This window comes from Lachnotalea sp. AF33-28 (assembly GCF_003477885.1).
Taxonomy (GTDB): domain Bacteria; phylum Bacillota; class Clostridia; order Lachnospirales; family Lachnospiraceae; genus AF33-28.
Genome location: NZ_QUEE01000001.1, coordinates 278,504 through 292,824, shown reverse-complemented (window position 1 = coordinate 292,824; position 14,321 = coordinate 278,504). Strand labels below are relative to the sequence as shown.

Annotated in this window: 10 protein-coding genes; 8 read left to right on the top strand and 2 right to left on the bottom strand. The window is 51.5% G+C overall.

Going from position 1 to position 14,321, the window contains the following annotated elements; translation table 11 throughout:
- Nucleotide 1: 1 nt before the first annotated feature.
- The 4 genes from DWZ56_RS01205 (at nucleotide 2) to DWZ56_RS01190 (ending at nucleotide 5,605) form a co-directional block, all read left to right on the top strand.
- Nucleotides 2-970 (top strand): DUF1385 domain-containing protein, encoded by a 969-nt coding sequence (locus DWZ56_RS01205; RefSeq protein ID WP_118554557.1) that lies wholly within the window; start codon nucleotides 2-4, stop codon nucleotides 968-970.
- The gene (gene prmC / locus DWZ56_RS01200; RefSeq protein ID WP_118554556.1) at nucleotides 960-1,820 is read left to right on the top strand and encodes a peptide chain release factor N(5)-glutamine methyltransferase; all 861 of its coding nucleotides are present in this window, start codon (nucleotides 960-962) and stop codon (nucleotides 1,818-1,820) included. The genes DWZ56_RS01205 and prmC overlap by 11 nt, the downstream gene beginning before the upstream one ends.
- A gap of 61 nt (nucleotides 1,821-1,881) precedes the next feature.
- Nucleotides 1,882-2,958: a peptide chain release factor 1 gene (prfA, locus tag DWZ56_RS01195; protein ID WP_118554555.1), complete on the top strand. Its 1,077-nt coding sequence runs from the start codon at nucleotides 1,882-1,884 to the stop codon at nucleotides 2,956-2,958.
- Nucleotides 2,959-3,640: 682 nt separating this feature from the next.
- Nucleotides 3,641-5,605, top strand: a complete 1,965-nt coding sequence (locus DWZ56_RS01190) for a glutaminase domain-containing protein (protein WP_118554554.1) — start codon at nucleotides 3,641-3,643, stop codon at nucleotides 5,603-5,605.
- Nucleotides 5,606-5,624: 19 nt separating this feature from the next.
- On the opposite strand, the gene DWZ56_RS01185 is transcribed toward DWZ56_RS01190, so the two are convergent.
- Both DWZ56_RS01185 and DWZ56_RS01180 read right to left on the bottom strand, forming a co-directional pair.
- Nucleotides 5,625-7,268: a helix-turn-helix domain-containing protein gene (locus DWZ56_RS01185; protein WP_118554553.1), complete on the bottom strand. Its 1,644-nt coding sequence runs from the start codon at nucleotides 7,266-7,268 to the stop codon at nucleotides 5,625-5,627.
- Between the two features lie 12 nt (nucleotides 7,269-7,280).
- Nucleotides 7,281-8,999, bottom strand: coding sequence for a sensor histidine kinase (locus tag DWZ56_RS01180; protein WP_118554552.1), 1,719 nt, complete (start codon nucleotides 8,997-8,999; stop codon nucleotides 7,281-7,283).
- Nucleotides 9,000-9,267: 268 nt separating this feature from the next.
- On the opposite strand from DWZ56_RS01180, the gene DWZ56_RS01175 reads away from it, so the two are divergent.
- The 4 genes from DWZ56_RS01175 (at nucleotide 9,268) to DWZ56_RS01160 (ending at nucleotide 14,293) form a co-directional block, all read left to right on the top strand.
- On the top strand, nucleotides 9,268-11,028 hold the full coding sequence (locus DWZ56_RS01175) for an extracellular solute-binding protein (protein ID WP_118554551.1): 1,761 nt from the start codon (nucleotides 9,268-9,270) through the stop codon (nucleotides 11,026-11,028).
- Between the two features lie 65 nt (nucleotides 11,029-11,093).
- Nucleotides 11,094-11,984, top strand: coding sequence for an ABC transporter permease (locus DWZ56_RS01170; protein ID WP_118554550.1), 891 nt, complete (start codon nucleotides 11,094-11,096; stop codon nucleotides 11,982-11,984).
- 26 nt (nucleotides 11,985-12,010) lie between these two features.
- Nucleotides 12,011-12,901, top strand: coding sequence for a carbohydrate ABC transporter permease (locus DWZ56_RS01165; protein ID WP_118554549.1), 891 nt, complete (start codon nucleotides 12,011-12,013; stop codon nucleotides 12,899-12,901).
- 21 nt (nucleotides 12,902-12,922) lie between these two features.
- A complete protein-coding gene (locus DWZ56_RS01160) occupies nucleotides 12,923-14,293 on the top strand; it encodes a glycoside hydrolase family 32 protein (RefSeq protein WP_118554548.1) in 1,371 nt (456 codons plus the stop codon).
- Nucleotides 14,294-14,321: the final 28 nt, after the last annotated feature.

Below are 14,321 nucleotides of genomic sequence, written 5' to 3'. Positions count from 1 at the left end.
AATGAAATCATCAAATATTGGAGGTCAGGCCGTTATAGAGGGTATCATGATGAAAAACGGCGATGACTATGCGGTTGCCGTGCGAAAGCCCGACCAGGAGATTGAGATTAAAAAGGATTCATATACCGGCTTCACAAAGGGGAAGAAAATACTGGCTCTGCCGTTTATCCGCGGAGTTTTCAACTTTATAGACTCAATGGTGCTGGGCATGAAGACCCTGACCTATTCCGCAACCTTCTATGAGGAAGAGGAGGAGAAGGAAGATGCCAAGCCAAAGACCCAGGAAGAGCTGGATAAAGAGAGCGCGAAGAAGGAAAAGCGTGACAAGATCATGATGGGCTGCACCGTAGCCGTATCCATCTGTCTGGCCGTGGCGATCTTTATGGTGGCGCCGGTCTATATCGCGGACGTATTCCGCCGTTTCATTCCTTCCCATACTGTTATGTCGCTGATTGAAGGAGTGATCCGCATCGGCATCTTTGTGCTGTATGTGACGCTGATCGCTCAGATGAAGGACATTAAGCGCGTATTCATGTATCACGGCGCAGAGCATAAATGCATCAACTGCATAGAACACGGGCTGGATCTGACGGTGGAAAACGTCAGAAAGAGCTCCAAGCAGCATAAGCGCTGCGGCACCAGCTTCATGCTGTTTGTCATGGTGGTCAGCATCATTCTGTTTATCTTCCTCCCGAAGATGGCGCTGCTGCCCAGGGTGATTTCACGCATACTGCTGATCCCGGTCATCGCAGGCATATCCTATGAGTTTATCAAGCTTGCCGGGCGCAGTGAATCTCCGGTTGTGAATATGTTAAGCAAGCCCGGCCTCTGGCTGCAGAATCTGACCACCAAAGAGCCGGATGACGACATGATTGAGGTGGGCATCGCTTCGGTGGAGGCCGTATTTGACTGGAAGGCCTATGAGACGGAGAATTTTGGAAAGGTGTATCCGCAGGAAGATGACGTATAGAGAACTGCTGGAAGAAGGCATATCGTGCCTTAAAGCCTCCGGCATTGAGGAGGCGGGGACTGACGCATGGGTTTTGCTGTCCTTTGCTCTGGGGATGAACCGGACCAGATATCTGATGGACCGCGACATGCCCGTTTTGGGAGAGACTAAACGGTACCGGGAACTGATCGGGAAGCGGGCCGGGCATATACCGTTGCAGCATCTGACAGGAAGCCAGGAGTTTATGGGACTTGAGTTTCTGGTGGGGCCGGAAGTGCTGATCCCGCGCCAGGATACGGAAACCCTGGTGGAACTGGTGCTGGCGGATATGAATACGGCGCAGGGAGCGAGGCTCTGCCGCACCCTGCCGGTTCTGGATATGTGTACGGGCAGCGGCTGCATCGGCATCAGTGTTGCGAAGCTTCAGGGGGTGCCTGTCACCGCCGTGGATGTGTCCGCAGCGGCGCTTAAGACGGCAGAGAAAAATGCGGAGAACTTAAACTGCAGGGAGAAGGTGGATTTCCGTCTGGGAAATCTGTTTGAACCGCTTGCGGACAGAGAACAATATTCTTATCTGCTCTCCAATCCGCCCTACATCCCCAGCGGGGTGATCCCGGGGCTCACCTCGGAGGTCAGGGACCATGAACCCAGGATAGCGCTGGACGGCAGCGGGGACGGGCTGTACTTCTACCGCAGGATTGCCTGCGAGGCGGGGAAGTTTTTATGTGCGGAGGGCAGGATTTATCTGGAGATCGGGTATGACCAGGCCCGGGCAGTTGCTGCTCTGTTGGAGGAAAACAGTTTTTATGAGGTCCGGGTATTTAAAGATCCGGCAGGGCTTGACCGCGTGGTGAGAGCGGTGATGCGATGAACAGGATTTTGCTGTGCGGCAGGCAGGTACTGCGGACAGCTGCATGAAATGAGGGAATAAAATGTTTGACAGATTAGACGATATATTGATCCGTTTTGAGGAATTGCTACAGGAGCTGAACAATCCTTCCGTGGTGGAGGATCAGGCGAAATTCCGCAGGCTGATGAAGGAGCAGACCGAGCTTTCACCGGTTGTGGATGCCTATAAAGCGTACAAGCAGGCAAAGCAGGATGTGGAGGACAGCCTGGCGATTCTGGATGAGGAATCCGACGAAGAGATGCGTGAACTGGCCAAGGAAGAGATGGCGGATGCGAAACGCAGGATCGAAGAGATGGAGCAGAAGCTGAAGATTTTGCTGCTGCCTAAAGACCCTAATGATGATAAGAATGTTATTGTGGAAATAAGGGCCGGCGCAGGTGGGGATGAGGCCGCGCTGTTTTCAGCCGAACTGTACCGCATGTATGTGAGGTTTGCCGAGAGGAACCGCTGGAAGGTGGAGACCTTAAGCGTGAACGAGAGCGGTATCGGCGGTTTTAAGGAAGTGGTATTCATGATCACCGGCCAGGGCGCTTACAGCAAGCTGAAATACGAGAGCGGCGTTCACCGGGTACAGAGGGTGCCCGCCACGGAATCCGGCGGGCGCATACACACCTCCACCAGCACCGTGGCGATCATGCCCGAAGCGGAAGAAGTGGATGTGGAGCTGGATATGAATGACTGTAAATTCGATGTGTTCCGCGCATCCGGCAACGGCGGACAGTGCGTAAATACCACGGACTCTGCGGTGCGGCTGACCCATCTTCCCACCGGTATCGTGGTTTCCTGCCAGGACGAGAAGTCTCAGCTGAAGAATAAAGAGAAGGCGCTGAAGGTCCTTCGCTCCCGTCTGTACGATCTGGAGCTGGCCAAAAAGCAGAATGCCGAGGCGGAGGAACGCCGCAGCCAGATCGGCACCGGGGACCGTTCCGAAAAGATCCGCACCTATAACTTCCCCCAGGGGCGTGTGACCGAGCACAGGATTAAGCTGACCCTATATAGGATCGATTCCGTGATGGACGGAGATCTGTATGAGATCATCGACAGCTTGATTGCGGCGGATCAGGCGGCGAAGCTAAGCCGCTTAGATGAAAACGCCTAGAAGCCATGATTTGGATTTCAGGAGAATGAAGCGGTTACAATAAGTTTATGAAAAAGACGGTCATCGATGGTTTCGGAGACCGTCTTTTCCTATGTGATAGAGTTAATTGACATTACTTTTTTATTTCATAGGAAGGTACTCCTATGTAATAAAAACGCTCCGCGTGGATCGCACTGCGGCGCAGCGGAATCATGTCGCTAAAGCGACCCGCCGCAGGCGGAGAATCCCGCGAGCGGGATTCTTTCTTGTTATATGAGCATGACAAAGTATATAAACAGTTATGGCATCAAATTAATTTATCCGAGGATTACTATTCACGGCTGCCGATAAAGCAGCGCATGTCGGGGCAGTGCATGGTCCTCATAGGGATCCCTTGAAGCCCGCCGGTTCTTGCGCTGCGTAGTTTGCAGCGTTAGAACCGCTGCGCGCTTCACGGAGCGAGAGCGTGTCCCTATGAGGACCATGCACTGCCCCGACATGCGCGGAAATTATACGGTAACTGTGAATAGTAACAGTTCCGATTATATTTCACTGGACAAAACCGCAGATATATATTATTGTAAATTCAAACGACGCCTGCAATGCAATGTTGTGCCTTTATTCGGAAAATTTTAATCGGCCGCCGTGCCTGTTTGAACGAAGATGTTCAGACAGGGCATGGCCGCGGAAGAATGGAGGCAATATGAGAATTACAAGAACAGCAAGCACCCCTCTGGTCCTGCATGATCCTTATTTCAGCATCTGGTCACCCTGCGACCGTCTGTATGACGGGGACACGCAGCACTGGTGCGGTGAGAGGCAGCAAATCAGAGGATATATCACGGTGGATGAAACCGTGTACTGTTTCATGGGGGACAGAGAGGGGCATCCTGTCATGGAGCAGGTCTGGGTGGATATCAGTGCCGTTTCCACCACCTATCATTTTGAAAACGGGAGGGCCAGCCTCACCGTTTGTTTTACGTCCCCCCTTTTACCGGACGATCCGGCGCTTCTGTCCAGGCCCTGCACGTATATCGATTTTTGGGTGGACAGAAAGATGGATGCGGACGTGCATATCGAACTCTGGGTATCCTCGGATCTGGTTCGGAGAAAAAAAGATGAACTGATCGGAGGCAGTTACAGGATACGGGATTTTGGATATGCATATATGGGAAGGGCTGCATCCCGGCCGCTGTGCCACAGCGGCGACAGCCTGACGATCGATTGGGGCTTCGTATATCTGGCCTCTAAGGAGGAACGGACGGCCCTAAGCTATGATCGCGCGGGCGGACGGATCGGAGCGTCCGTTTTGATGGGCAGATCGGCAAAAACTGCAGGACTTGTGATCGCTTATGACGATCAGGTTTCGATAAACTATTTCGGCCAGTGGAGGAAGTCATACTGGACAGAGAAGTACGGAAACATACTGGAAGCGATCGGAGCCAGCCTTGCAGACAGAAAAGAGGTTTTGGAGCGCTGTGCGGTCCTGGAGCTTGAGATACAGCAGAGATCGGAAGGTCTGGGAGGAACAGAGTATGCCTTTCTGTGCAATTTAAGCTACCGGCAGGCAATCGCGGCCCACAAGCTGATTACGGACGAAGACGGACAGATCATTTTTCTTTCCAAGGAGAATGACTCAAACGGCTGTATCGGAACGGTGGATGTGAGCTATCCGTCTGTCCCGCTGTTTTTGCTCTATAATACGGAATATGTGAAAGGAATGCTGCGGCCGGTATTCCGGTTTGCGCGCTGCGCTGTGTGGGAGTATGGATTTGCACCCCATGACGTTGGGCGTTATCCCTATGCGGTAGGGCAGGTCTGTGCATTGAATAAAAAGGAAGAGGGACTTGGCTATAACCTCGACTCCGGAAATATCCCTCCGTTTTATTACATGTATCCGGGAGGATGCGGGATTTATGACCTCGCCGACCAAATGCCGGTAGAGGAATGCGGCAATATGCTGATCATGACCGCGGCCGTATGTGAGACGGACGGCTGCGCGGATTTTGCGGCGGAATATTATGAGGAACTGGAGACCTGGGCCGGTTATCTCCTGGAGCATGGAGGCGACCCGAAGGAACAGCTTTGCACCGATGATTTCGCGGGACATTTATCCCATAATGTGAACCTGGCTGCGAAGGCCGTGCTTGGAATTGAGGCTTTTTCAAGGATTGCCGGTTTGCTTGGAAAAACGGCGGCAGCCTCGCAGTATCATGAAGAGGCTGTTCGTATGGCCAGGGGCTGGGAAGCGCGGGCGGACGCGGGGGATCATTACAGCCTGGCCTTTGACAGGCCGGACAGCTGGAGCCTGAAATATAATCTTGTCTGGGATCTGTTTTTTGGATCGGGGCTGTTTTCGGAGGATGTTTTCAGAAAAGAGTCGGACTATTATATGCGCAGGATCAACCGTTACGGTGTCCCGCTGGATTGCCGGAGGGAGTATACCAAGAGCGACTGGACCCTGTGGTGCGCAGCGATGGCGCCGGAGAGAGCCCAGTCCGAACGGCTGATGGCATGTGTGGCGGACTTTGTGCGGGAAACGCCCGACAGGGTGCCCTTTTCAGACTGGTATGACACGGTGAGCGGTCATTACTGTCATTTTAAAGCCCGCAGCGTGCAGGGAGGGCTCTTTATGCCCATACTTATAGAAGAGCGCCGGAAGAGCTGACCGGGTGATATTCAGCACATTAATTTAAACGGCTGCGGTATTCCCTCGGAGTCAGACCGGTCATATTTTTGAAGACCCGGTTGAAATACTGGGGGGTATCGTAGCCAACCTGAAATGCGATTTCCTGAACGGTCATTTCCGTGCCCTCCAGCAGTTCTCCCGCCCGTTTGATCCGCGCCTGATTGATGTACTGAAACAGGCTCTCTCCGGTGATCTTTTTGAATATATGGGAGATATAGGAGCTGTTATAACAGACCTGCCTGGATATGACCGTCAGGGACAGATCGGACGGAAGGTTGTCCTGAATATAGGACTTAATGCTGTCAATGAGCAGCATATTTTTTGTAGCAGCAGCTTTTTCCATGATTTGAAAGAGCTGGACGCTCAAACGTTCCAGATAGTCAAAGGCATCCTCCCAGGACTGAAATTCGTTGAGAAAATACAGAGGATGGATGCCGATGCGGAAGGATATCTTTTCCTCAAGACGGCAGCTGGAAATATGTTTCAGATACAGTGCGGATATGTGCAGATAGGCTTCTATGGCGGGGAGGCAGTGCATGCTTTTCACTGATATAAATGCCTGGCGTATAAGGTGCAGATCCGCAAGCAGTTCTTTTAAATTCCCCTGATTCAGGGAGAATGCGAGGTTATTCAGCTGCTGATCCGTAATGCAGGGCAGAGCCTGGCGGCTGTCGGAGGGCTTGAGATCCGGCAGGTTTGACCCGAACAGGACGCCTCTGGAGCTGCGGCTGATATCCGGTGCCAGACATGTGCCGCAGTATCCTGCAATCTGCTCATGTATGCGCCATATATCGGACAGCATCTCGGGTTTCTCGGACATAATCAGCAGGAGTTCGCAGGGCAGGCAGTTCTGGCAGTACTGTATGATGTCGTTAATGCTCTCCTTCAGATAGAGAAACGGATCGTTCAGAGTACAGTCCGTGGACGGCTGCAGGAACCACAGGACCTCGGTGCGGCTCGTGTCAAGCAGACAGAGGCGGTAATTCCCCTGAAGCACTGCTTCTGCTGCGCCGTACAGCTTCAGTATCCTGTTGTTAAAATCCGCTGCGGAATGTGCCGCCCGTGTCCAGAAAAATGTGGTCTCCATGTAAAATACAGGCTGTTCGGGGGTCAGAATCAGATCCCTGAAGTACCACTGGCAGAGCTCATCGTTCGAAACCTGGCTCTTGCCGGCGATGATGTCCGTTAAAAATGCACGGTTAAAGAAATGCTTAAGCAGCAGTTCCTTCTGTATGGCCGGTTCGGGCAGCGAAGCCTCTGCTTTCTCCAGTTCCAGGGATCTGGCAGCCTGATAAACAGCCTCAAGAATTTTCTGATCCGATTCTGTCTTTAAAAGATAGGCTGTATATTTATATCTGCCGGCTTCATAGATGTATTCAAAGCTGTCAAATCCGGTCAGGAAGATGATGCGGCACCGGGGCCAGTTTTGTGTGATTTTGTCCGCAATCTGCAGGCCGCTGTATCCGGGCATCTTTATATCCAGCAGCACAATATCTACCTTCATTTCATCGAGGATGCGGATGGCATCCGGCCCCGTAAAGGCCTTGTAAACTTCAAATTCCATCCTGTCCTGGGACGCCAGCAGCGCGTGCAGCCAGTCTGTGATGTGTTTCTCGTCATCTGCGAGCAGTATTCTGTACATACTTTTCTCCCTTCAGCTGTATAGTATGATTTCGGTGAGAAGTCCTCCCAGTTCGGAACGGCCGAGGCGGAAGGCTCCGCTGTTTTGGCTGTAAAAGGCAAGCCGTTTATAGACGTTGAGTATGCCTGTGATTTCCTGTCCGCTGTCGTCTGTGCCGCAGCGTTCAATCATGTCCTGCATCTTTTTCAGCCTGTCATCGGTAAGCTCCTCGCCGTTGTCTTCGATCTGAATGACCAGCCTGCTGCCCATGTCCTGAAACGTGATCATGAGGAGTCCGTCCGCTATCTTGTTTTCCAGACCGTGTGTAAAGGAATTTTCCAGTATGGGCTGCAGGATAAATTTTGGCACCGGCAGATGTGCATAGGCTTCGGGAAGCTCCTTAAGAGTTATGGTAATGCGGCCTGCGAAGCGAAGCTGCTGTATGTGGCAGTAAATCCGGGCATGTTCGTATTCCTGGGATAACAGGGCGGTATCTTTCGTATTTCGGGTGATGTACCGGAAATACATCCCCAGCTCCCCCGCAATTTTCTCTGCTTCCTGCTGGTTGTCATCCTGTATGGTGCGCTGCAGCATGAAAAACGAATTATATAAAAAATGAGGATTAATCTGTGCCTGCAGCTGTTTCATCTCAGCCTTCTGCAGAAGGATTTTCTGGCGGTATCCCTGCTCAATCAGTGTATTGAGCCTGGCGGCCATATGATTAAACTCTTCATACAGCCGGGAAAACTCCGTATTGGCCGTTTCCGTAATGCGCACGTTAAGATCGCCGAGCCCAACGCGGGAAAAGGCAAGAATCAGGTTGGCCAGCGGTTTGTGAACATAGAAACGTACTCCGGATAAAAACAGCAGGGTGCCTGCGAACATGGTCAAAAGAAAGATCACAGTCAGGACGGCGGACAGCTGGGACTGGTACATCAGCCTGGTATAGGGGACAGCCTGTATATATGTGCAGTCCAGAAAATCCAGATACGTATAAAAAACGGTATAGTGTTTGCCGGAGATATCGACCGTAACAGGTCTGCCCGATGAGTCCGGCATATCGTTAAGGCGGATGGCCTCCATAAGTCCGTCGTCCTCTATATTGGACAGAGCGAAATCCCCTGGCTGTATAAAGAAAGCGTAATAATTTTCCGGTGAAGTCATGGCGGACAGTATCCGCCGTTTGAGCCTGGTCTCATCCAGCTCCATCTCAATAATGCTATCCGGATCCCGGGGCGTTTTGCTCTGCAGCCAGAACAGACGGCCGTCCTCATATTGGAGGATATTTCCTCCCGGCAGAAGAGAAGCCGCATGGGCGAACTCTTCCTCGCTGATGGGACTGCTGGAACCCATACCGGACCCTTCGGCGTTGGCTGCCCTAAGCAGCGGGGATATGTATACGCGAATGTTGCGGACACAGGAATTGGAGTTTCGCAGATTTGTTATGAATGTAACAATTTGATTGAAATTCTGTTCCCGGTCATAGGGTGACATCAGGGAGTCGGACAGGGAGTACCAGTCTAGCTTTGTGGCTGAGTAGATGGAGTAGGCGGAATTGGACAGCGCTTCCATCTCTTCATCCAGCGCGGCGGCAAAGCTGTTCGTCGAGGCCTGGACAGACTGATAGATTTCTTTTTCAAGCTTTTTGCTGCTTAAGGCTATGGCGGTAATGCCGATGATGAGGATCGGCAGGGTGATCACAATAAACAGTATGAGTAACTTGACAAAAACACTGTGTCTTAGATTCGTCATATGCTGCACCTCCTATGGCTATTGTACTTTATTTATCCGTATCGTCCTATATTTTTTCTGAATCATGAAAAAATAGTGCAATAATATAAAAATATTAAAATAGCAGCGCGCCAGTTTCTATTCTAAAATGTTATCAGCATCAATCAATGAGATGCCAGGCACAGGCATTGCTAAGCATTTGATGCGGGCGTTCGTTTTAAGAAGCGCGCTGATGCGCGCGTAGGTCATCAACCTTCGGTTGGTGACAGAATTAAAAGGAGGGAAGTTTATGAAGTCAGGCATTAAAGGGGTAAAGCACAAAGGCAGGAGGGTTCTGGCGGTAATTATGGCGGCGGCTGTTTCGGCGGCCTGCTGTGCCTGCGCCGCAAAAGGAGATACCCCGACAGCACATGGGACTGAGAGCAGTCCCGCCACAGCAGCAGGCATCGGTACGGAGGCAGAGCAAACGCAGGCTGTCACACAGGCAGCCGAAACATCGCCGCAGACGCAGCAATCCAATCCTTACGGCATTGATCCGTCCATGCCCTGCTGGGCGCCTTTTGAGGAACCGGTAAAAATCACGACCGTCTATGAGGAGAATACCGCGGCTAAATATGATCCGGGGGATGATATCACGAGCAATCTCTGGCATCGGGATTATGAACAGTATTTCAATGTGGAGGTTGAGACCCTGTGGACTTCCACAGAGTATATGAATAAGCTGAACTTATCGATAGCTTCCGGACAGCTTCCGGATGTATTCCGCTGCAACACTTCACAGCTGGTGGAGCTGATGGACGCGGGGCTTTTGATGGATGTAACGGATCTCGTGGAGGAATATGCCTCCCCCAGAGTCCGGGAATGCCTCGATGCCGATCCTAACGCGATGGAACCTGCTCAGCGGGACGGCAAACTGTACGGCATACCGCAGCTGCATTACGGTTCCATAGACGATCCGGATTTTCTCTGGATCCGGGAAGACTGGCTGAAGAACTGCGGCCTGACAAGGCCGCAGACCTGGGAGGAGTGGGAGAAAATCCTGTATGCATTCACCAATGACGATCCGGACGGAAACGGCCAAAACGATACTTACGGATTCGGACTGGACAAAGGCCTTTCACAGATGAAAATGATGGCGGTGGCCTTTGGAGCACACCCGGGCATCTGGATAAAGGATGAGAGCGGAAAGATCGTTTACGGAAATGTGCAGAAGGAGATGAAAAGCGTTCTGGAGACATTCTCTAAATGGTATGCGGATGGCGTGATTAATACTGATTTTATCTCCCAGGATACGGATGCGATGAATCAAAATTTCATTTCCGGAAAAGTAGGGGCAACCTGCTCCCATCAGGCCACCGGCTGGGTGCCCGGCATTGATGTCATTAAGAATAACGGGAGCGAAGCGGTGATGTATCCGAGTCCCATCCCGTCGCAAAACGGGGAGACCGTTATGCATACGGTGGACTGGGGCAATTCCCTGTATACGGTTATCACAAAGGACTGCAAGAATCCTGAAGCGGTGATGAAGCTGATCAATTTCTATATATACATGAACAACGATGCGACGGATATTCCGTGGGACACGGTTCTTAAGCATATGGAAAACGACATGCCGCACATTACCGGAGCATTCCGCATGATCAATCCCAACGCGGACTGGAATCAGTATAAAAAGATATGGACGGCCTTTGATACCAGGGATGAATCCGTATTCACCACGCCTCCGGAAATTGAAAAGTATGAGGGCGCATTGAAATGGCTCGATAATAAGGACCCGGACGGCTATGGTTACTGGTCGCAGATGGCGGCCTATGATATCGCTAATGCTGTGCTGACAGAGGGCAATTACCTGGATGATGAGTTCCACGGGGTTTCCGTTCCCACCATGGTGAAAAAGGGCAGCACGCTGGATGCGCTGCTGCAGGAAGGATTTACCCAGATCATAACAGGCGTCCAGCCAATCGATTATTTTGATACGCTGGTGGAGTCATGGAATAAATCCGGAGGGGACTTAATGACTGAGGAAATGAACAGCATGTATGGAAAATAAGGCTGCATCTTACGGATCATGCAAGGAGCGCGGGCCGCGGACAGCGGCCCGCGCGGGAGAAGATTATGATAAGAAAAATAAGAAAGCAGTGGCGGCTGCATGTCATGATGATACCGGGACTGATTATACTGGCTGTTTTTGCGTATTATCCCTTATATGGGCTGGTGATCGCGTTTGAGGACTACAGTGTGGCTAAAGGATTTCATTCCCCATGGGTGGGACTTGAGAATTTCAGGTACATATTTTCCATGCCGGGCTTTGTGCGCACCATACCCAACACGCTGTTTATTGCAATATGCAAAATCGTTCTGGGGGTGGCTGTTCCCGTAGCCTTCGCACTGCTTCTCAATGAAATCGGCAACGGGTTTGTAAAACGGACGTTTCAGACATTGGTGTATCTGCCGAATTTTCTTTCATGGGTGATCATAGCCGGAGTTTTTATCGATATCCTCGCAACGGACGGAGTGGTCAACCGGATATTGGGCAGGATTGGGTTTGCTCCGGTGTCCTTTCTCGGAAATCCGGAGGTGTTTCCGTTTACTATGATCGTGACGGACGTCTGGAAAGGCTTTGGATTCGGCACGGTCGTATATCTGGCCGCGCTCTCCGGGATTGATCCGGGGTTATATGAAGCGGCTATGATAGACGGCGCTGGGAGGCTTTCACAGGTTCGCTATATCACCATGCCGTGCTTAAAATCCATCATTGTGCTGATGGCATTTTTAAGTCTGGGCAATATCTTCAACGCGGGTTTTGATCAGATCTACAACCTGTACAACAGCGCTGTCTACGAGACCGGGGATATCATCGATACCTATGTATTCCGCATCGGTATTGAACAGGCTCAATATTCGGCGGCCACCGCCGTGGGCCTGATCAAATCCGTGATATCCGGCCTTCTATTGGTCACGGCATATTCACTGGCATATAAATTTGCGGACTACCGGGTGTTTTAAATCCGAAGCAGGGAGGAAATTTCCGTATGAAAATAAAAACCGGGCTTTCCAGAAAGATATTTCTGTGTATAAACTATACATTTCTGGGCGTGACAGCCCTGCTGTGCCTGCTCCCCTTTGTGCATCTTCTGGCTCTGTCCTTCAGCGGAAGCGTGCCTGTGGCGGCAGGGAGCGTGGGGCTGTGGCCCAGGGACTTTACATTTGCTTCCTATCAGTTCGCATTAAAGTCTCCCTATTTTTTTCGGACCATGGGCAATTCCTTCGTTCGCGTGGTGCTGGGAGCGGGACTTAACCTGCTGCTCATGCTGTTGATGGCATATCCTCTGTCCAAGCCGCGGGAAAAACTGCTGGGAAGAAATATCTATATGGGTATCTGTGTATTTACGATGATCTTCAGCGGCGGACTGATACCGAATTATATGGTGATCAACCAGCTGGGGCTGATGGACACCATATGGGCGCTGGTGCTGCCCGGAGCGCTTCCTGTTTATAATATGGTAATCCTGATGAATTTTTTCCGCGGTCTGCCGCCGGAGCTGGAGGATGCCGCTCTCATAGACGGCGCGAATGAGTGGTGCGTGCTGTGGAGAATTATCGTCCCTGTTTCCAAACCGGGGATCGCTACCGTTTTGCTGTTTTGCATTGTGGGACACTGGAACTCATGGTTTGACGGCATTATCTATATGAATAAGATGATCCATTATCCTCTGCAGAGCTACCTTCAAAAGATGATCATGGATATGGAGACTATGATGAGGGCTTCGGGCGGCGACTATGTGCTGCTTCTGTCCATGATGAACGCCAGGACGGGCAGGGCGGCGCAGCTGTTTTTGGGTGCTCTGCCGATGCTGATCGTCTATCCGTTCCTTCAGAAATATTTCACCAAGGGGCTGGTGCTGGGGAGCGTGAAGGGCTGATCGTATGGAGAGGAGAGTCTTATGGATAATAAGAAAAGGGATTTCAGGCCGAAGGTCCATTTCACACCGCCCGCTATGGTAATCAACGATCCGAACGGTTTGGTATATGCGGATGGAGTATGGCATCTGTTTTATCAGTATTACCCGTATGCGCTGTCAAGAGGGGCCATGCACTGGGGGCACGCCGTGTCCAAAGACCTGTTGCACTGGCAGCACCTGCCGGTGGCCCTGTATCCGGATGAACTTGGCTGCATTTTTTCGGGAAGCTGTCTGTATGACAGGAATAATGCATCCGGGCTTGGCGGGGGAGAGGGGGGTGCGCTGCTGGCGTTTTATACGAACCATGACCTGGATCGCGGGACGGAATCCCAGAGCATGGCATACAGCACGGATGGGGTGCATTTTGAAAAAACATACCGAAACCCTGTGATACCCAATCCCGGATTTCGGGATTTCAGAGATCCCAAGGTGTTCCTTAACGGGATAAACGGCGGTTTTGGCATGGTGCTGGCAGCCGGAGACCATGTGCAGTTCTGGAAATCGCAGAATCTGGTCGATTGGGTGCAAAGCGGTGAATTCGGAAAGGAAGAGAACCCTGTGGACAGTATTTTTGAATGTCCGGATCTTTTTGCGGTGACAGCCAGGGAGGACGGCCGAAAGCTGTGGGCATTGCCCGTGAGCATGCCTTTTGCCGAACATTACAGAAAGGCGGTCAGCCAATATTTTCTGGGAGAGTTTGACGGAGAGACATTTCGCAGTACAAAGCCATGTAAGGAACCTCTGTGGCTGGACTATGGGTTTGATTATTTCGCGGGCACCACTTTCCAGAATTATTCGGAACCGGTGATGATGGGCGTGGCGATGAACTGGCTGTACGCGCTGCAGACTCCTACCGGAGAGTATCGCGGCCAGCTCTCATTCCCAAGGAAGCTGTCGCTAAGTAAGACCGGCCGCGGCGATCGGCTGAAAGCTGCTTTTTGGGGGCTGGAAAAATATAAGGCGCACGCGTTTGAAATACAGGATTCATGGCATCCGGACGCCGAAACCTTCGGACTGATACTGGAAGGCGGTCCGTGGCGGCTGACACTGCAGAATCAGAGGGGAAACAGCCTGATTGTTCAGATCACGGACGGGGAAGTCGCGGTCGACAGATCCAATGCCGGTTTGAAGGATTTCGATGAAAACTACGCATCTTTGCGCTATTCGGCTGTGCATGTGCCCAGATATACAGAAGGGGGGAGCCGTACAGAACTTTTGTTTGACGTCTCTGTATTGGAAGTGCTGGCCGAGGACGGCTTGATACCCATCACTATGACTGTTTACCCTGAGGTGCCCTATGACAGAATATGCATTGATGGGGATGTAAAAGTGTTCTGCTACTATTTGGAATAATTAGCTGTAGACGTATAACCCTGCAGAT

Bases quoted from the DNA above. Each gene is read 5' to 3' on its own strand.
- DWZ56_RS01205 (WP_118554557.1), top strand. From the start codon at position 2: ATGAAATCATCAAATATTGGAGGTCAGGCCGTTATAGAGGGTATCATG.
- prmC (WP_118554556.1), top strand. From the start codon at position 960: ATGACGTATAGAGAACTGCTGGAAGAAGGCATATCGTGCCTTAAAGCC.
- prfA (WP_118554555.1), top strand. From the start codon at position 1,882: ATGTTTGACAGATTAGACGATATATTGATCCGTTTTGAGGAATTGCTA.
- DWZ56_RS01190 (WP_118554554.1), top strand. From the start codon at position 3,641: ATGAGAATTACAAGAACAGCAAGCACCCCTCTGGTCCTGCATGATCCT.
- DWZ56_RS01185 (WP_118554553.1), bottom strand. From the start codon at position 7,268: ATGTACAGAATACTGCTCGCAGATGACGAGAAACACATCACAGACTGG.
- DWZ56_RS01180 (WP_118554552.1), bottom strand. From the start codon at position 8,999: ATGACGAATCTAAGACACAGTGTTTTTGTCAAGTTACTCATACTGTTT.
- DWZ56_RS01175 (WP_118554551.1), top strand. From the start codon at position 9,268: ATGAAGTCAGGCATTAAAGGGGTAAAGCACAAAGGCAGGAGGGTTCTG.
- DWZ56_RS01170 (WP_118554550.1), top strand. From the start codon at position 11,094: ATGATAAGAAAAATAAGAAAGCAGTGGCGGCTGCATGTCATGATGATA.
- DWZ56_RS01165 (WP_118554549.1), top strand. From the start codon at position 12,011: ATGAAAATAAAAACCGGGCTTTCCAGAAAGATATTTCTGTGTATAAAC.
- DWZ56_RS01160 (WP_118554548.1), top strand. From the start codon at position 12,923: ATGGATAATAAGAAAAGGGATTTCAGGCCGAAGGTCCATTTCACACCG.